Here is a 16,581-nt window from a genome sequence, read left to right as displayed (position 1 = left end):
AACCAATTGATACGTTTGTACCAGACAGGCAATAAAAAGCCGCCTGTTTTAGGCGGCTTTTTTATTGAAACACTTACGCTTGTGGCCGCATGTGCGGGAACAGGATCACGTCGCGGATCGACGGGGAGTTGGTCAACAGCATCACCAGACGGTCGATGCCGATACCTTCACCGGCGGTTGGCGGCATGCCGTACTCCAGCGCGCGAACGAAGTCGGCGTCGTAATGCATGGCCTCGTCGTCGCCGGCGTCCTTGTCAGCCACCTGAGCCATGAAGCGCTCGGCCTGGTCTTCCGCATCGTTCAACTCGGAGTAGGCGTTGGCGATTTCGCGGCCACCGATGAACAGTTCGAAACGGTCGGTGACGTTCGGGTTGTCGTCGTTACGACGGGCCAGCGGCGACACTTCGAACGGGTATTGAGTGATGAAGTGCGGCTGCTCCAGCTTATGCTCTACCAGCTCTTCGAAAATCATCACCTGCAATTTGCCCAGACCTTCGAAGCCCAGCACCTTGGCGCCGGCCTTCTTGGCGATGGCGCGGGCCTTTTCGATGTCAGTCAGGTCGTCAGCGGTCAGCTCAGGGTTGTACTTGAGGATCGAGTCGAACACCGACAGACGCACGAACGGTTCACCGAAGTGGAACACTTTGTCGCCGTAAGGCACGTCGGTGCTGCCCAGAACCAGCTGCGCCAGTTCGCGGAACAGCTCTTCGGTCAGGTCCATGTTGTCTTCGTAGTCGGCGTAAGCCTGGTAGAACTCCAACATGGTGAATTCAGGGTTGTGACGAGTCGAAACGCCTTCGTTACGGAAGTTGCGGTTGATCTCGAAAACTTTCTCGAAGCCGCCAACAACGAGGCGCTTGAGGTACAGCTCAGGCGCGATACGCAGGAACATTTCCAGGTCCAGCGCGTTGTGGTGAGTCTCGAACGGCTTGGCCGCCGCGCCACCCGGAATGGTTTGCAGCATCGGCGTTTCCACTTCCAGGAAGTCACGTTGCATCAGGAAGCTGCGAATGTGCGCAATCACTTGCGAACGCACGCGGAAGGTCTGGCGCACGTCTTCGTTGACGATCAGGTCAACGTAACGCTGGCGGTAGCGCTGTTCAGTGTCGGTCAGGCCGTGGTGTTTGTCCGGCAGCGGACGCAGGGACTTGGTCAGCAGGCGCACTTCAGTCATTTCAACGTACAGGTCACCCTTGCCGGAACGGGCCAGGGTGCCAACGGCTGCAATGATGTCGCCCATGTCCCAGGTTTTCACCGAGGCCAGGGTTTCTTCGGACAGGGTTTTACGGTTGACGTAGACCTGGATGCGACCGGTCATGTCCTGGATCACCATGAACGAGCCACGGTTGAGCATGATGCGACCGGCAACCTTGACCGGGATTGCAGCCTCTGCCAGCTCTTCCTTGGTCTTGTCCGCGTACTGTTTCTGCAAGTCTTCGCAGTAGTTGTCGCGGCGGAAGTCGTTCGGGAAGGCATTGCCCTTGGCGCGCTCGGCAGCCAGCTTTTCCTTGCGCAGGGCGATCAGGGAGTTTTCTTCCTGTTGCAGGGCTTGCGGGTCGAGTTCTAGGTCGCTCATGTCTTTAAAAATTCCATCACAGGTTCGTTGCCCCCGCGGGTGGCAGGGGACTTAAGGTCTTGACTGGCGGTTTACAGGCCTTGCTTCAGGCTGGCCACCAGGTATTCGTCGATGTCGCCGTCGAGCACCTTGTCGCAGTCACTGCGTTCGACGTTAGTACGCAAATCCTTGATTCGCGACTGATCGAGCACGTAAGAGCGAATCTGGTGACCCCAGCCGATGTCCGACTTGGTGTCTTCCAGGGCCTGGGAGGCGGCGTTGCGTTTCTGCACTTCCTGCTCGTACAAGCGCGCCCGCAACATTTTCATCGCGGTGTCTTTGTTCGCGTGCTGGGAGCGTTCGTTCTGGCAGCTGACCACGGTGTTGGTCGGTACGTGCGTAATACGGACGGCCGAGTCGGTGGTGTTTACGTGCTGACCACCGGCACCGGAGGAGCGGTAGGTATCGATGCGCAGGTCCGACGGGTTGATGTCAATTTCGATGTTGTCATCGATTTCCGGCGACACGAACACGGCCGAGAACGAGGTGTGCCGACGGTTACCGGAGTCGTACGGGCTCTTGCGCACCAGACGGTGCACGCCAATTTCGGTACGCAACCAGCCAAAGGCGTATTCGCCCTTGATATGGATCGTGGCGCCTTTGATACCGGCGACTTCACCGGCTGACAGTTCCATGATGGTCGCGTCGAAACCGCGTTTGTCAGCCCAGCGCAGGTACATGCGCAGCAGGATGTTGGCCCAGTCCTGAGCCTCGGTGCCGCCGGAGCCGGCCTGGATGTCCAGGTAGGCGTTGTTGGCGTCCATCTCACCGCTGAACATGCGACGGAATTCGAGTTTTTCCAGGGACTCGCGCAGACGCTCGACTTCAGCAGCGACGTCATCGACGGCGGCCTGGTCTTCTTCTTCGGCGGACATCAGCAGCAGGTCTTTGGCGTCGGCCAGGCCTGTGTGCATTTCGTCGAGGGTTTCGACGATCTGAGCCAGCAGGGACCGCTCGCGGCCCAGCTCCTGAGCGTACGTCGGGTTGTTCCAGACATTCGGATCTTCAAGCTCGCGATTGACTTCAGTCAGACGCTCATGCTTTTGATCGTAGTCAAAGATACCCCCGAATAGTTTCGGAGCGCTCGGACAGGTCCTTGATACTGTTAAGGATCGGGTTGATTTCCATGGCGGGCAGCACTCGTTGGCGAACTTTTGAAAGCCGGCGAGTATAACGTAATCAGGCTGTCACGGCAGCCCGCCTGGCGGCTTTAGGGGCGAATGGTTTTGGCTAAACGGCGAACACTTATAGCAGCTGCCGAGCCCGCGAGGCTGCGTTCGGCTGCGAAGCAGTCGTAAAACCGGACAACGCGGTCATTCAGGCAACCCGCGTGTACAGGGTTGGCGAGGACTTCGTCCTCGAACGCAGCCTCGCAGGCTCGGCAGCTGCTACAACAATGCATCGTGTTTCAACGACTTACTCAATCCCCACCTGATTACGCCCATTGTTCTTCGCCAGATACAGCCCCTTATCCGCCGCCGAGATCAATTGACGGCAATCGCCGCCCGGTTGCGGGGTCATGGTCGACAGGCCGATGCTGATGGTCAGGCTCGAACCTTCGACCGGGAAAACATGCGGAATCTTTAGCGAAGCTACGGTCTGGCGCAGTTTTTCCGCCACCAGCCGGGCACCGCCCAGCGACGTATTGGGTAGCACCAGAACGAACTCTTCGCCGCCGTAACGGGCCGGCAGGTCCGAAGGTCGCGCACTGGCATCACGAATCGCCGTAGCCACTTTGCGCAAGGCTTCATCGCCTTCAAGGTGGCCGAAACTGTCGTTGTAAGACTTGAAGTAATCCACATCGATCATCAGCAACGACAATTGACTCTGGTCACGCAGCGAACGGCGCCACTCCAGCTCCAGGTATTCGTCGAAATGCCGGCGGTTCGACAGCCCGGTCAGGCCGTCTGAGTTCATCAAGCGTTGCAGCACCAGGTTGGTGTCGAGCAACTGCTGCTGGCTGACCCGCAACGCGCGATACGCTGCGTCACGCTGCAGCAACGTCATGTAGGAGCGCGAGTGATAGCGAATGCGCGCCACCAGTTCGATGTTGTCCGGCAACTTGACCAGGTAATCATTGGCCCCGGCTGCAAACGCCGCGCTTTTGATCAGCGGGTCTTCCTTGGTCGACAGGACAATGATCGGGATGTCCTTGGTCGCCGGATGGTTGCGGTACTCGCGCACCAGACTCAAGCCGTCAAGACCGGGCATCACCAGATCCTGGAGGATCACCGTCGGTTTGATGCGGATCGCCTGGGCGATGGCCTGGTGCGGGTCGGCGCAAAAGTGGAAGTCGATGTTATCTTCGTTCGACAACCCGCGGCGCACCGCCTCGCCGATCATTGCCTGATCGTCCACCAACAACACCATGGCGGCGTTTTCGTCGGTTTTGAAGTCGTCGAGCTGTAAATCATTCATGGGCAGTCACCTGAGTACTACTTGGTCCAGGATTGCTGTGAAAATTCTTCATTTGGGGAATATCTCCAGCAATCGTGGCGCTATCTTGTCCAGTGGGCGGATTTCCATCGCCGCATCGATGGCCGCTGCCGCCTTCGGCATTCCATACACTGCACTGCTGTGCTGATCCTGAGCGATGGTCAGGTAGCCCTGTTGGCGCATGAGTTTAAGCCCCTGTGCCCCATCGCGTCCCATGCCGGTGAGCAAAACACCCACGGCATCGCCATTCCAGTAATTGGCCACGCTCTCGAAGAACACATCGATCGAGGGCCGGTAGATCTCGTTGACCGGTTCGGCGGTGTAGGCCAGCGTGCCGTTTTTCAACAAGCGAATATGGTGGTTGGTGCCCGCCAGCAGCACCGCGCCGGCCTGCGGAGGCTCGCCCTCCTGGGCCAGGCGCACATTCAGTCCGCTGGCGCTGCTGAGCCATTCGGCCATACCGGCAGCGAACACCTGGTCAACATGCTGCACCAGCACGATGGCGGCCGAAAAATCCCGCGGCAACCCCTTGAGCAATACTTCCAGCGCGGCCGGGCCACCTGCCGATGAGCCAATGGCGATCAGGTGCTGGCGCGAACCTGAACTGCGGTGCGGGCTCGGGGCGGCTCGCTCCCGATTGCCCCGGTCACCGATCAGCCAACCGATGTTGATGATCTTGCGCAGTAACGGGGCTGCTGCCTCTTGCGCATTGCCGGCACCGATGGCCGGCGTATCGACCACATCCAGTGCGCCGTGGCCCATGGCCTCAAACACCCGATGCACGTTCTGCTCGCGGTCGACCGTAACGATGACAATTGCGCACGGAGTATCCGCCATGATCCGCCGGGTCGCCTCCACGCCATCCATCACGGGCATGATCAGGTCCATCAGAATCAGATCCGGCGTATTTTCAGCGCAACGCTGCACCGCCTCGGCCCCATTACTGGCGACCCAGACCACCTCGTGCGCCGGTTCGAATGCCAAGGCGCGGCGCAGAGCCTCCACCGCCATGGGCATGTCGTTGACGATCGCTATTCTCATGCACGCGCTCCTCCAATGAGCTCAACCACCGCGTCAAGCAGGGCGTCGTCATGAAAACTGGCTTTGGCTAGATAATAGTCGGCTCCAGCGTCCAGTCCACGGCGACGGTCCTCTTCACGATCCTTGTAAGACACCACCATCACCGGAAGGGATTGCAGGCGATTGTCCCGACGCAATAAAGTCACCAGTTCGATGCCATCCATGCGTGGCATATCGATGTCGGTGATCAGCAGATCGAAATCCTCCGATCGCAAGGCGTTCCAGCCATCCATTCCGTCCACCGCCACCGCCACGTCGTAGCCTCGATTGAGTAGCAACTTGCGTTGCAGCTCACGCACGGTCAGCGAATCGTCGACCACCAGAATCCGTTTTCGAGCCGCTTCAACCGCCTGGCTGCCTTGACGGGCAATGCGCTCAAGACGCCCGGTATTGAGCAGTTTGTCCACCGAACGCAGCATGTCTTCGACGTCGACGATCAGCACCACCGAACCATCGTCGAGCAAGGCCCCGGCGGAAATGTCCTGCACCTTGCCCAGACGCTCGTCCAGAGGCAAAACGACCAACGTCCGCTCGCCGATAAAACGCTCGACCGCCACGCCGTAAATCGCCTCGCGCTCGCGAATCACCACCACTTTGAGGGTTTGCTGACTGTTCTGGCTCGCCGGACGCTGCAACAGCTGACTGGCCGCGACCAGCCCGACATGTCGACCTTCGTGCCAGAAATGCTGACGGCCTTCGACCTGGACAATGTCCGCCGGCTCCAGATCGCACATCCGTTCGATGTGCGCCAGCGGGAAGGCATACGCCTCGTCACCCACTTCCACCACCAGACTGCGCACCACCGACAGGGTCAGCGGCACTTCGAGATGGAAGCGACTGCCCTCGCCCGCCGTCTGCTCCAGTACGACAGCGCCGCGCACCTGACGGACCATGTGTTGGACCGCATCCAGTCCGACGCCGCGCCCGGAGACTTCGGTGACCGTGTCGCGCAGGCTGAAACCCGGTAGAAACAGGAAGGTCAGCAGCTCTTCTTCACTCAATTGCGCGGCGGTTTCGGCCGGGGACAATTGGCGTTCGATGATGCTGCGGCGGACCTTTTCCAGATCGACGCCATTGCCGTCATCGCTCAGTTCCAGCACCAACAGACCGGCCTGATGGGAAGCGCGCAAACGGATCAGGCCTTCAGCGGGTTTACCCGCCAATAGCCGTTGCTCCGGGGATTCGATGCCGTGATCCACGGCATTGCGCAGCAGGTGAGTCAGCGGTGCTTCAAGTTTCTCCAACACGTCGCGGTCGACTTGGGTTTTCTCGCCCTCGATCTCCAGTCGCACCTGCTTGCCAAGGCTGCGACCGAGGTCGCGGACCATGCGCTCTTGCCCAGCCAACACATCGGCAAACGGCCGCATGCGGCAGGCCAGCGCGGTGTCGTACAACACTTGCGCCCGTTGACTGGCCTGCCAGGCGAACTCATCCAGTTCGGCGTTCTTTTCCACCAGCAATTGCTGAGACTCAGCCAGCAGCCGACGCGCGTCATCGAGGGCTTCTTGTGCTTCCAGACTCAAGGCATGTTCCTTGAGGTGGACGTTGAGGTTTTCCAGGGCCCGCAGGCCTTTGTTCTGCATACGCTTGAGGCGTTGCATGGTGGCCAGGTGCGGTTTGAGCCGCAGGGTTTCCACCAGGGATTTGCTCGACAGGTCAAGCAGGCTGTTCAGGCGCTCGGCCGTGACTCGCAGTACCCGCTCGCCGTTTTCGGTGGTGCGTTTAGCCTTGCGCGGCGGCTCTGCGGGTTGCAGTTCGGCGACCGGGATTAGCACCTCGACCTTGGGCGTCGGTGGTTCGAGCTGAAGTTCCGCCATCACCGGGGCGACAGGCGCAGTGACCGGCGCGGGCACCGCCATCGGATCCAGCAACCGCGCCATCAACACCCCATAGGCCTCGATTTCCACCAGTCCAGGGTTGTTGTCCGGTGTCGCAATGCGCATCAGCAAATCGGTGCCTTGCAACAAGGCATCGATGTGCTCGGGCCGCAGGTACAGGCGCCCTTCCTGGGCACTGACCAGGCAATCTTCCATCACATGCGCGACGCTGACCCCGGCATCGACGCCGACAATCCGCGCCGCGCCCTTGAGCGAGTGCGCCGCGCGCATGCACGATTCGAGGTGATCGGCCTGGGTCGGGTCGCGCTCCAGCGCCAAAAGACCTGCGCTCAGCACCAGCGTCTGGGCCTCGGCTTCCAGACTGAACAGTTCCAGCAAAGAGGCGTCACGCATTTGCTCGGGGGTCATGTAAGGCTCCGGGTCACGGCGGACAACAGCTGTTCTTCATCCAGCCACCGCAGGCTGCGACCTTTGAATTGCAACACGCCACGGGTGTATTTGGCGCTGGCCTGGGTGCCGGAGCGGGACGCCGCCTCGAGGATGCTTTCGTCGATGGCGTGAATCCCGTCCACTTCATCCACCGGTACCACCACCGGTCCGCCGTGAGCGGCAATGATCAGCATTCGCGGCATGACCCGCGCGCCGGACGCCACGCGGCTGGCGCCGTCGAGCCCGAGCAATTCCACCAGCGACAGGCACGCCACCAACGCGCCGCGCACATTCGCCACGCCGAGCAAGGCCCGGGAGCGTTGGTGCGGCAGGGAATGAATCGCTTGCAGCGGCGCCACCTCCACCAGACTGCGAGTGGCCAGGGCCAGCCATTCTTCGCCCAGACGGAACATCAGCAGCGAACGGGTCTTCACCTCGCTCTCGACCGTCCTGGAGACTTGCCCTCGGTCTTCCTGCTGTAACGCGTAGCGGTCGAGCAAGCGCGTAGCCGCCGCCGAATACACCGCGCAATTGCGGCAGTGAATGTGATCGCTCAGTAGCGGGCAGGACTTGTCGCCGTGGATACCGATGCGGTTCCAGCAGTCGTCGATGGCCTGGGCATCTTCATGGGTGAGGCTAAAGGTGTCGGCGGCGTTCATCGGTTACGCTCACTGTCAGCGGCGCGCTCGCTGCGGGCGGCGCGGTCCTGCAATCGTCTGGCTCCCGCCGTGTCGCCCAAGGATTGCAGCAACGCCGCCAGGTGCATCAACGCGTCGGGATGTTGCGGGTCGAGGTACAACGCCTTGCGATAAAAACCCTGAGCCTCAAGGACTCTGCCGGCGACATCGCTGAGCAAGCCCAGCCAGTAGAAGACTTGGGCCACGGGTTCATGACTGCGCAAATAGCTCTCGCACGCGGCGCGGGCCTCGGCACTTTTGCCTTCGTTGGCCAGCGCGGCGATGTTCGCCAGCAGCGCGGCCTTGTCCGGGTTGGCGACTTTCGTCACGACAGGTAGCGGCGCTACCGTTGCGAAGGGCCGACTGAGAACGGGCGGCGGCGCCACGCTGCGCACCGGTTGGCGCACGGGCAGAAGCGTCGGCACGAACGTCGCAATGGGCGCAGGCTCTGGTGCGCTCTGACGACTGAACGCAAAGGACTGCGGGATGCCGATCGAACGCATGCCAAAACGGCCGAGCAAACTGCCCTCGGCCGGGCCGATAAACAGCACGCCATCCACATGGGTCAAACGCTTGAGCACTTCGAACACTTGCTGCTGGGTCGGCTGATCGAAATAGATCAGCAGGTTGCGGCAAAACACAAAGTCATAGGGTGGCTCGTTGGCCAGCAACGTCGGATCCAGCAGATTGCCGACCTGCAAACGCACTTGTTCGAGCACTCGCCCGCTGAGGCGATAGCCCTCCTCGCCCTCGGCGGTGAAATGCCGGTCGCGAAAGGCGATGTCCTGACCCCGGAACGAATTCTTGCCGTACAGCGCGCGCCGGGCTTTTTCCACCGACAACGGGCTGACGTCCATGCCTTCGACCTTGAACTGGTGCGGCTGTAACCCGGCATCGAGCAACGCCATGGCGATGGAATACGGTTCTTCACCGGTGGAACACGGCAGGCTGAGAATCCGCAGCGCGCGCATGTTGTTGATGTCGCTCAGGCGTTTGCTGGCCAGTTTCGCCAAAGTGGCGAAGGATTCCGGGTAACGGAAAAACCAGGTCTCGGGGACAATTACCGCTTCGATCAGCGCCTGCTGCTCGTCCTGCGAACCCTGCAAGGTGTGCCAGTACTCATCGGCCGTCAGCGCCTTGGACGCCGTGCTGCGCTGGCGCACCGCACGCTCGATGATCGCAGGCCCCACCGAGGTCACGTCGAGACCGATGCGCTCTTTGAGGAAATCGAAAAACCGTTGATCACTGCTCATGGCCGCTCCTCAAGCAGCGCCAGGTTCAGAGGCTGCGACGGAAACAGCAGCGCGCGAACCTGATCGTCGAGTAAGTCGGCGACCCGCACCCATTGCAGCAAACCCTGGGCATCTTCACGCACCGGCCCGAGGTATGGCGCCTGACGATTGTCGAGGCCATAGGGCTGAAAATCCGCCGGGTTGCAGCGCAAGGTATCGGTAGCCTGCTCCAGAATCAGCCCGAGCAATTGCGCTTCAACGGTTTCATCCGGACGGTAATGGACCAGCACCAAGCGGGTGCTGGTGCGGGCCTGGGCCGGTTGGCCGAACGTCAGCGCACTGAGGTCGATCACCGGCACCACCGCACCGCGGTAGGCGAACACCCCGGCCACCCAGTCCGGCGCGCGAGGAATCGGTTTCAACGGCAGACACGGCAGCACTTCCGCCACCTCAATGGCCTGCAGGGCATAGCGCTCATTGCCGATGCGGAACACCAGAAACAATGATTGCAGCGCCGGCTTCACGGCGATGCGTTTGGCCGTGGGTTCGCTCATCAGACTTTGAATCGCGAAACGCCGCTGCGCAGCCCTACGGCCACCTGGCTCAGTTCGTCGATGGCGAAACTGGCTTGGCGCAGGGACTCGACGGTCTGGCTGCTGGCATCGCCCAACTGCACCAGCGCGTGGTTGATCTGCTCCGCGCCCGTGGCCTGGGCCTGCATGCCTTCGTTGACCATCAACACCCGCGGCGCCAGCGCCTGAACCTGATGGATGATCTGCGATAACTGCTCGCCGACTTGCTGCACCTCGGACATGCCGCGGCGCACTTCTTCGGAGAACTTGTCCATGCCCATGACCCCGGCCGACACCGCCGACTGGATCTCGCGCACCATCTGCTCGATGTCGTACGTGGCGACGGCAGTCTGGTCCGCCAGACGCCGCACTTCGGTGGCGACCACGGCAAAACCGCGGCCGTACTCACCGGCCTTTTCGGCCTCAATCGCCGCGTTGAGCGACAGCAGATTGGTCTGGTCGGCGACCTTGACGATGGTCACCACCACCTGATTGATGTTGCCGGCCTTCTCATTGAGGATCGCCAGTTTGGCGTTGACCAGATCAGCCGCGCCCATCACTGAGTGCATGGTCTCTTCCATCCGCGCCAGGCCTTGCTGCCCGGAACCGGCGAGCACCGAGGCCTGATCGGCGGCGGTGGAGACTTCGGTCATCGTGCGCACCAGATCCCGCGAAGTGGCCGCAATCTCACGGGACGTTGCGCCAATTTCGGTGGTGGTGGCGGCGGTTTCGGTGGCGGTCGCTTGCTGTTGCTTGGAGGTGGCAGCGATCTCGGTCACCGAGGTGGTGACCTGCACCGAGGAACGCTGGGCCTGGGACACCAGGGACGTCAGCTCGGTCATCATGTCGTTGAAGCCGGTTTCGACGGCGCCAAATTCGTCCTTGCGTTCCAGGTTCAGGCGGTTGCTGAGATCACCGGCGCGCATGACCTCGAGAATTTCGACGATCCGGTTCATCGGCGCCATGATTGCGCGCATCAACAGCAGACCGCAGAGACCGGCGGCCAGCACCGCGATCAGCAGGGAGATGCCCATGATGACTTTCGCGGTGTCCACGGCGTCATCGATGTTCGCGATTTCCTGGTCGGCCAGCGTTTTATTTTCGCGGATGATGTCATTGAGCTTCATTCGACCCGCGGTCCAGGCCGGGGTCAGTTGCTCGTTGAACATCTTGATGGCTTCGGCTTCCTGATTGCGCTTATGCAAATCGAGCACGGCAGCCAGGGCCTTGTTGTAATTGTCATAGCGCTTTTCAAAGTCGGCGTACTCGACCTTGTCTTCATCCGTGGTGATGGTGCCGCGATAGTTATTCATCTGCTCGTGCAGATGCACCTCAAAGGATTTGAAGTCTGCGGCATCTTCAGTGCTGATGCCCTGCCCTTCCCTAAAACCAAGCATTTCCTGGGTCAGGATGAAACTGTCGACCCAGGCACCACGAATCATGGCGCTGTAATACACCCCAGGCAGCGCGTCTTCACGAACGCTGGCTTCGCTGGTTTCGATCTTCAACAGCCGGGAATACGAGACGACGACCATCAGCAGCATGATGGCGATAATCACCGCAAAGCTCGCCAAGATGCGTTGGCGCAACGTCCAGTTCTTCACAGTCAGTCCTCGGGTGCGGTTCAAATGCTGCGGAGTATAGCCGAGGGCTGTGTTTCATCTATAAGACTGTTGCCAGGGGTAAATCGGAAGAAACGGGTCGTGGAATGACAATAAAATCTGTGGTGCTGCTGAAAATGCCATCGCGAGCAGGCTCGCTCCCACACACGATCTATGTGGGAGCGAGCCTGCTCGCGAAGAACGATGACGCGGATTAACTGACTGCACACCGACTCCGGTGGATCGAGGTTACCCAGAGTCCTCTCGGAACGCGCTTTTTTAAACAACGCTTAGATAGAAGCCTGGCGAACTTGCTTCTCCAACTCAGCCTTCAACCCCGGCTCAAGCTTCAACTGACGTGCAAGTTCATCGAGGTAGGACTTTTCCATGAAGCTCTCTTCATCCACCAGCATCACGCTGGCGATGTACATCTCGGCAGCCATTTCCGGCGTGCTGGCTGCGCGGGCGACTTCTGTCGGGTCGAGCGGCTTGCTGAGTTCGGCATGCAGCCACTGCTGCAATTCCTGATCGTTGTCGAGTTTGGTGAATTCGCCTTCTATCAATGCACGCTCGCGTTCATCAACGTGGCCATCGGCTTTGGCCGCCGCAACCAGCGCCTTGAGTATCGCCTGGCTATGTAATTCGACTTGCGCTGGAGGCAGACGGTCGAGTGTTTGCGGTTCAGTCTTCGGCGCAGTGCCCTGCTGGGCCTGCCAATTACCGTAGGCCTTGTAGGCAATGACGCCGAGCGCCGCGAGGCCGCCGTAGATGGCGACTTTGCCGCCGACGTTGCGTGCCTTTTTGCTGCCAAGCAACAGGCCCATGGCACCTGCCGCCAACGCACCGCCGCCGGCGCCCGAAAGCAGGCTGCCGAGGCCGCCCGAACCGCCGCTGCCGCCGAGCAATCCGCCCAAGCCACCACCAGAGTTCTTGTTTTGTGAGCCGCCGGCCTTGTTCTGCAACATGTCCTGACCGGACTTGAGTAGCTGATCGAGCAATCCACGCGTGTTCATTTTCCGCCTCCAAAAAAGGGGTTAACCGGATCAATAAGGCCACCAGCCTAGATCGAAAGTGCCCGGCATTCGGGGGCGAGAGTGCTTCGAGATGTTGCGCAGCACCGTTCATCTGACCACGGCCCTTCAGAAAAATAGATATACACTCAAGCAAATCTATAAAAACCGCCCACCGGGTACTTTCTCCATGATGACCTTGCGTCAGATCCGTCACTTCATCGCCGTGGCCGAGACCGGCTCAATCTCCGCCGCCGCGCAAACCGCGTTTATTTCCCAATCGACACTGACCCTGGCGATCCAGCAACTGGAGCAGGAAATCGGCGTCGGCCTGTTCAACCGTCACGCCAAGGGCATGACACTGACCCACCAGGGCCACCAATTCCTACGCCAGGCGCACCTGATTCTGGCGACGGTGGACAACGCCAAACGCAGCCTGCAACAGAGCACCGATCAGGTCGCCGGGCAGTTGATCATCGGTGTGACCAGCCTGGTGGCCGGTTATTACCTCGCAGATCTACTCACCCGCTTCCAGCGCGCCTACCCCAACGTCGAGATCCGGGTGATGGAGGACGAGCGCCCTTACATCGAGCATTTGCTGGTCAGCGGTGAGATCGATGTTGGCGTGCTGATCCTCTCCAACCTCGAAGACCGCCACGCCTTGCAGACCGAAGTGCTGACCCACTCGCCCCATCGGCTATGGCTGCCGGCCCAGCATCCGCTGCTGGAACACGACAGCATCAACCTCGCCGACGTGGCCCGCGAACCGTTGATTCAACTGAACGTCGATGAAATGGATCGCAATGCGCAACGCATGTGGGCGGCGGCTTCGCTGCAACCGCGCATCACCTTGAGAACGGCGTCGACGGAAGCGGTACGAAGCCTGGTGGCCGCGGGTTTGGGCGTGTCGATCCAACCCGACATGACTTATCGCCCATGGTCACTGGAGGGCGACATCATCGAAGCGCGCCCGATTGCCGACCTGAGCCAGACCCTCGACGTCGGCCTGGCCTGGCGTCGCGGCACCGCGCGCCCAGCATTGGTGGACCCGTTCCTGACCGTCGCCCGCGAGCAGCCCCACGGCGGGCGCAAGCCATCTATTTAATCGAACGCCACCTTCAGTATTTAGTATTTGTCGACCTCGGGTGCGGCGCCTAGTCTTGGTACATCTATAAGACGGCCGGGCCCCAGTCACAGGGAGCAGCATGGCCACACAAGAAAAGAGAACCCGAAAAATGGCTGGCGCACAGACCCCGTTGTTCACCGCGTTGTTGATCGATGGCGAATTGGTCGCGGGTCAGGGGTTTGTCGAACCGATCCTCAACCCGGCCACCGGGGAAGTGCTGACTCACATCGCCGAAGCCAGCACCGAACAAGTCGAAGCCGCGATCCTCGCCGCCCACCGCGCCTTTGTCGGTTGGTCGCGGACCACACCGCAACAACGCTCGAATCTGCTGTTGGACATCGCCAACGCCATTGAAAAACAAGCCGACCTCCTCGCCCGCCTCGAATCGCTGAACTGCGGCAAGCCGTTGCACCTGGCGCGTCAGGATGACTTGAGTGCCACGGTCGATGTGTTCCGTTTCTTCGCCGGCGCCGTGCGTTGCCAGACTGGCCAGCTCAGCGGCGAATACCTGCCGGGCTACACCAGCATGGTTCGCCGCGATCCGATTGGCGTGGTCGCCTCGATTGCGCCGTGGAACTACCCGATCATGATGGCCGCGTGGAAAATCGCCCCGGCCCTGGCCGCCGGCAACACGCTGGTGTTCAAGCCCTCCGAACACACGCCGCTGTCGATTCTGGCCCTGGCGCCCGCGCTGGCCGAGATCCTGCCGCGCGGCGTGATCAACATCATTTGCGGTGGCGGTGAAGGCGTCGGCAGTCACTTGGTCAGTCATCCCAAAGTGCGCATGGTGTCGCTGACCGGCGATATCGTCACCGGGCAAAAAATCCTGCAAGCCGCGGCGAAAACCCTGAAGCGCACTCACCTCGAACTCGGCGGCAAGGCCCCGGTGATCGTTTGCAACGATGCGGACATTCAAGCCGTGGTCGAAGGCGTGCGCACTTACGGCTATTACAACGCCGGCCAGGATTGCACCGCGGCCTGCCGAATTTATGCACAGGCCGGGATTCATGATCGCTTGGTGGCCGAACTCGGCGCAGCGGTCAGCAGCCTGCGGTTCGCCGGCAAGCGCGACGCCGACAACGAGATCGGCCCGCTGATCAGCACCCGCCAGCGTGATCGCGTGGCCAGTTTCGTCGAGCGCGCCCTCGGCCAGCCGCACATCGAACGGGTGACCGGCGCGGCGGTGCATTCCGGTGCCGGCTTCTATTACCAGCCGACATTGCTGGCCGGTTGTAAGCAGACCGACGAGATCGTCCAGCGCGAAGTGTTCGGGCCGGTGGTCACCGTGACCCGTTTTGATCAGCTCGAACAAGCCGTGGACTGGGCCAACGACTCGGAATACGGCCTCGCCTCCTCGGTCTGGACCCAGAACCTGGACAAGGCGATGCAGGTCGCGGCGCGCTTGCAGTACGGCTGCACCTGGATCAACAGCCATTTCATGCTGGTCAGCGAAATGCCCCACGGCGGCCTGAAGCGTTCGGGCTACGGCAAAGACTTATCCAGCGATTCGCTCCAGGACTACAGCGTGGTGCGGCACATCATGGCCCGCCACGGCCAGCATCTCTGACTACGCTTATAACAAGCCGCTAACGGCATGCTTCACCACGTTCAAAACTGCCCCGACCATAATTAAAGAAGAGGGAAACCCCATGTTCGTGCACAAGACCGCACTGCTCAGTGCAATCACCACGGCGCTGCTGGCCAGTGCCAGTATCCAGGCCGCCGAACCGCTGAAAGCCGTCGGTGCCGGCGAAGGTCAGCTGGATATTGTGGCCTGGCCTGGCTACATCGAACGTGGCGAAAGCGACAAGGCCTACGACTGGGTCACCGGCTTCGAAAAGGAAACCGGCTGCAAGGTCAACGTCAAGACAGCCGCCACTTCCGATGAGATGGTCAGCCTGATGTCCAAGGGTGGTTATGACCTGGTGACTGCATCCGGCGACGCCTCCCTGCGGTTGATCGCCGGCAAGCGTGTGCAGCCGATCAACACGGCGTTGATTCCGAACTGGAAGAACATTGACCCTCGCCTGAAGGATGGCCCGTGGTACGTCGTCAATAAGCAAACCTACGGCACTCCGTACCAATGGGGCCCGAACGTGTTGATGTACAACACCAATATCTTCAAAACGGCGCCGGACAGCTGGAGCGTGGTGTTCGAAGAGCAAACCCTGCCGGACGGCAAGTCCAACAAGGGCCGGGTCCAGGCCTACGACGGCCCGATCTATATCGCCGATGCGGCGCTTTATCTCAAATCGAAACAGCCGGAACTGGGCATCAAAGACCCGTACCAGCTCAACGAAGCGCAATACAAAGCGGCGCTGGACCTGCTTCGCAAGCAACAGCCCTTGATCCACCGCTACTGGCATGACGCAACGGTCCAGATGAGTGACGTCAAAAACGAAGGCGTCGCGGCGTCCAGCACCTGGGGCTACATGGTCAACGGCCTGGTGGCGGACAAGCAGCCAGTTGCCTCGGTCATTCCAAAAGAAGGTGCAACGGGTTGGGCCGACACCACCATGCTCCACGCCGAAGCCAAGCACCCCAACTGCGCCTACAAGTGGATGGACTGGTCGCTGCAACCCAAAGTCCAGGGTGACCTGGCGGCCTGGTTCGGTTCGCTGCCGTCGGTTCCGGCCGGGTGCAAGGAGAGCGAATTGCTCGGCGCCGAGGGTTGCAAAACCAATGGTTACGACCAATTCGAGAACCTGGCCTTCTGGAAAACCCCGCAGGCTGAAGGCGGCAAATTCGTGCCGTACAGCCGCTGGACCCAGGACTACATCGCGATCATGGGCGGCCGTTAAGCCCTCAAGCACGACACGGTCAACTCCCTTCCCCCCTCTCCCCTGTGGGGCGGTCCGACGTTTCGGGAGGGCTGGGGTGAGGGGTGGTTTTTGACTCCGCCTCGACTCTTGGGAATGACCGACACCGCGGCCCTCACCCCCGCCCTCTCCCGGAGGGAGAGGGC

13 protein-coding genes are annotated in these 16,581 nt (G+C 60.8%); 3 read left to right on the top strand and 10 right to left on the bottom strand.

Annotation, left to right across the window (positions count from 1 at the left end; translation table 11 throughout):
- Window positions 1-73: 73 nt before the first annotated feature.
- The 10 genes from lysS to JFU47_RS23055 form a co-directional block, all read right to left on the bottom strand.
- Window positions 74-1,576, bottom strand: coding sequence for a lysine--tRNA ligase (gene lysS, locus JFU47_RS23100; protein WP_111451404.1), 1,503 nt, complete (start codon window positions 1,574-1,576; stop codon window positions 74-76).
- Between the two features lie 71 nt (window positions 1,577-1,647).
- Window positions 1,648-2,743 (bottom strand): peptide chain release factor 2 gene (prfB, locus tag JFU47_RS23095; RefSeq protein WP_140677704.1). Its coding sequence is split into 2 segments (ribosomal slippage): window positions 1,648-2,670 and window positions 2,672-2,743, totalling 1,095 coding nucleotides; the frame shifts between segments, so codons are not numbered across the junction.
- A gap of 288 nt (window positions 2,744-3,031) precedes the next feature.
- Complete coding sequence (locus JFU47_RS23090) at window positions 3,032-4,033, bottom strand: response regulator (RefSeq protein WP_201185892.1); 1,002 nt, start codon at window positions 4,031-4,033, stop codon at window positions 3,032-3,034.
- A 48-nt stretch (window positions 4,034-4,081) separates the two neighbouring features.
- On the bottom strand, window positions 4,082-5,092 hold the full coding sequence (gene cheB / locus JFU47_RS23085; protein ID WP_201185891.1) for a chemotaxis response regulator protein-glutamate methylesterase: 1,011 nt from the start codon (window positions 5,090-5,092) through the stop codon (window positions 4,082-4,084).
- Complete coding sequence (locus JFU47_RS23080; RefSeq protein WP_201185890.1) at window positions 5,089-7,377, bottom strand: hybrid sensor histidine kinase/response regulator; 2,289 nt, start codon at window positions 7,375-7,377, stop codon at window positions 5,089-5,091. Before JFU47_RS23080 ends, cheB begins: the two co-directional genes overlap by 4 nt.
- Window positions 7,374-8,057, bottom strand: coding sequence for a chemotaxis protein CheW (locus JFU47_RS23075; protein WP_140677710.1), 684 nt, complete (start codon window positions 8,055-8,057; stop codon window positions 7,374-7,376). Before JFU47_RS23075 ends, JFU47_RS23080 begins: the two co-directional genes overlap by 4 nt.
- Window positions 8,054-9,328 carry a CheR family methyltransferase gene (locus JFU47_RS23070; protein ID WP_201185889.1) on the bottom strand — a complete coding sequence of 425 codons (1,275 nt, stop codon included), beginning with the start codon at window positions 9,326-9,328 and terminating at the stop codon, window positions 8,054-8,056. The genes JFU47_RS23075 and JFU47_RS23070 overlap by 4 nt, the downstream gene beginning before the upstream one ends.
- Entirely contained in the window at window positions 9,325-9,861 is a 537-nt protein-coding gene (locus JFU47_RS23065) for a chemotaxis protein CheW (protein WP_201185888.1), read from the bottom strand. The genes JFU47_RS23070 and JFU47_RS23065 overlap by 4 nt, the downstream gene beginning before the upstream one ends.
- Window positions 9,861-11,483: a methyl-accepting chemotaxis protein gene (locus JFU47_RS23060; protein WP_140677716.1), complete on the bottom strand. Its 1,623-nt coding sequence runs from the start codon at window positions 11,481-11,483 to the stop codon at window positions 9,861-9,863. The genes JFU47_RS23065 and JFU47_RS23060 overlap by 1 nt, the downstream gene beginning before the upstream one ends.
- Window positions 11,484-11,770: 287 nt before the next feature.
- A complete protein-coding gene (locus JFU47_RS23055) occupies window positions 11,771-12,493 on the bottom strand; it encodes a tellurite resistance TerB family protein (RefSeq protein WP_201185879.1) in 723 nt (240 codons plus the stop codon).
- Between the two features lie 187 nt (window positions 12,494-12,680).
- Here JFU47_RS23055 and JFU47_RS23050 point away from each other — a divergent pair, with 187 nt between their 5' ends.
- From JFU47_RS23050 to ydcS, 3 genes are all read left to right on the top strand, one after another.
- Window positions 12,681-13,595, top strand: a complete 915-nt coding sequence (locus JFU47_RS23050; RefSeq protein WP_046048338.1) for a LysR family transcriptional regulator — start codon at window positions 12,681-12,683, stop codon at window positions 13,593-13,595.
- Window positions 13,596-13,695: 100 nt separating this feature from the next.
- A complete protein-coding gene (locus tag JFU47_RS23045; RefSeq protein WP_201185877.1) occupies window positions 13,696-15,183 on the top strand; it encodes a gamma-aminobutyraldehyde dehydrogenase in 1,488 nt (495 codons plus the stop codon).
- Window positions 15,184-15,265: 82 nt separating this feature from the next.
- The gene (gene ydcS, locus JFU47_RS23040) at window positions 15,266-16,417 is read left to right on the top strand and encodes a putative ABC transporter substrate-binding protein YdcS (protein WP_123365764.1); all 1,152 of its coding nucleotides are present in this window, start codon (window positions 15,266-15,268) and stop codon (window positions 16,415-16,417) included.
- The last annotated feature ends 164 nt before the right edge of the window (window positions 16,418-16,581 follow it).

Origin of the sequence: Pseudomonas sp. TH39(2020) (genome assembly GCF_016650715.1) — a bacterium.
Taxonomy (GTDB): domain Bacteria; phylum Pseudomonadota; class Gammaproteobacteria; order Pseudomonadales; family Pseudomonadaceae; genus Aquipseudomonas; species Aquipseudomonas mandelii_C.
Note: the sequence above shows the minus strand (reverse complement) of the source record. Positions and strands in the feature narration are given on the sequence as shown.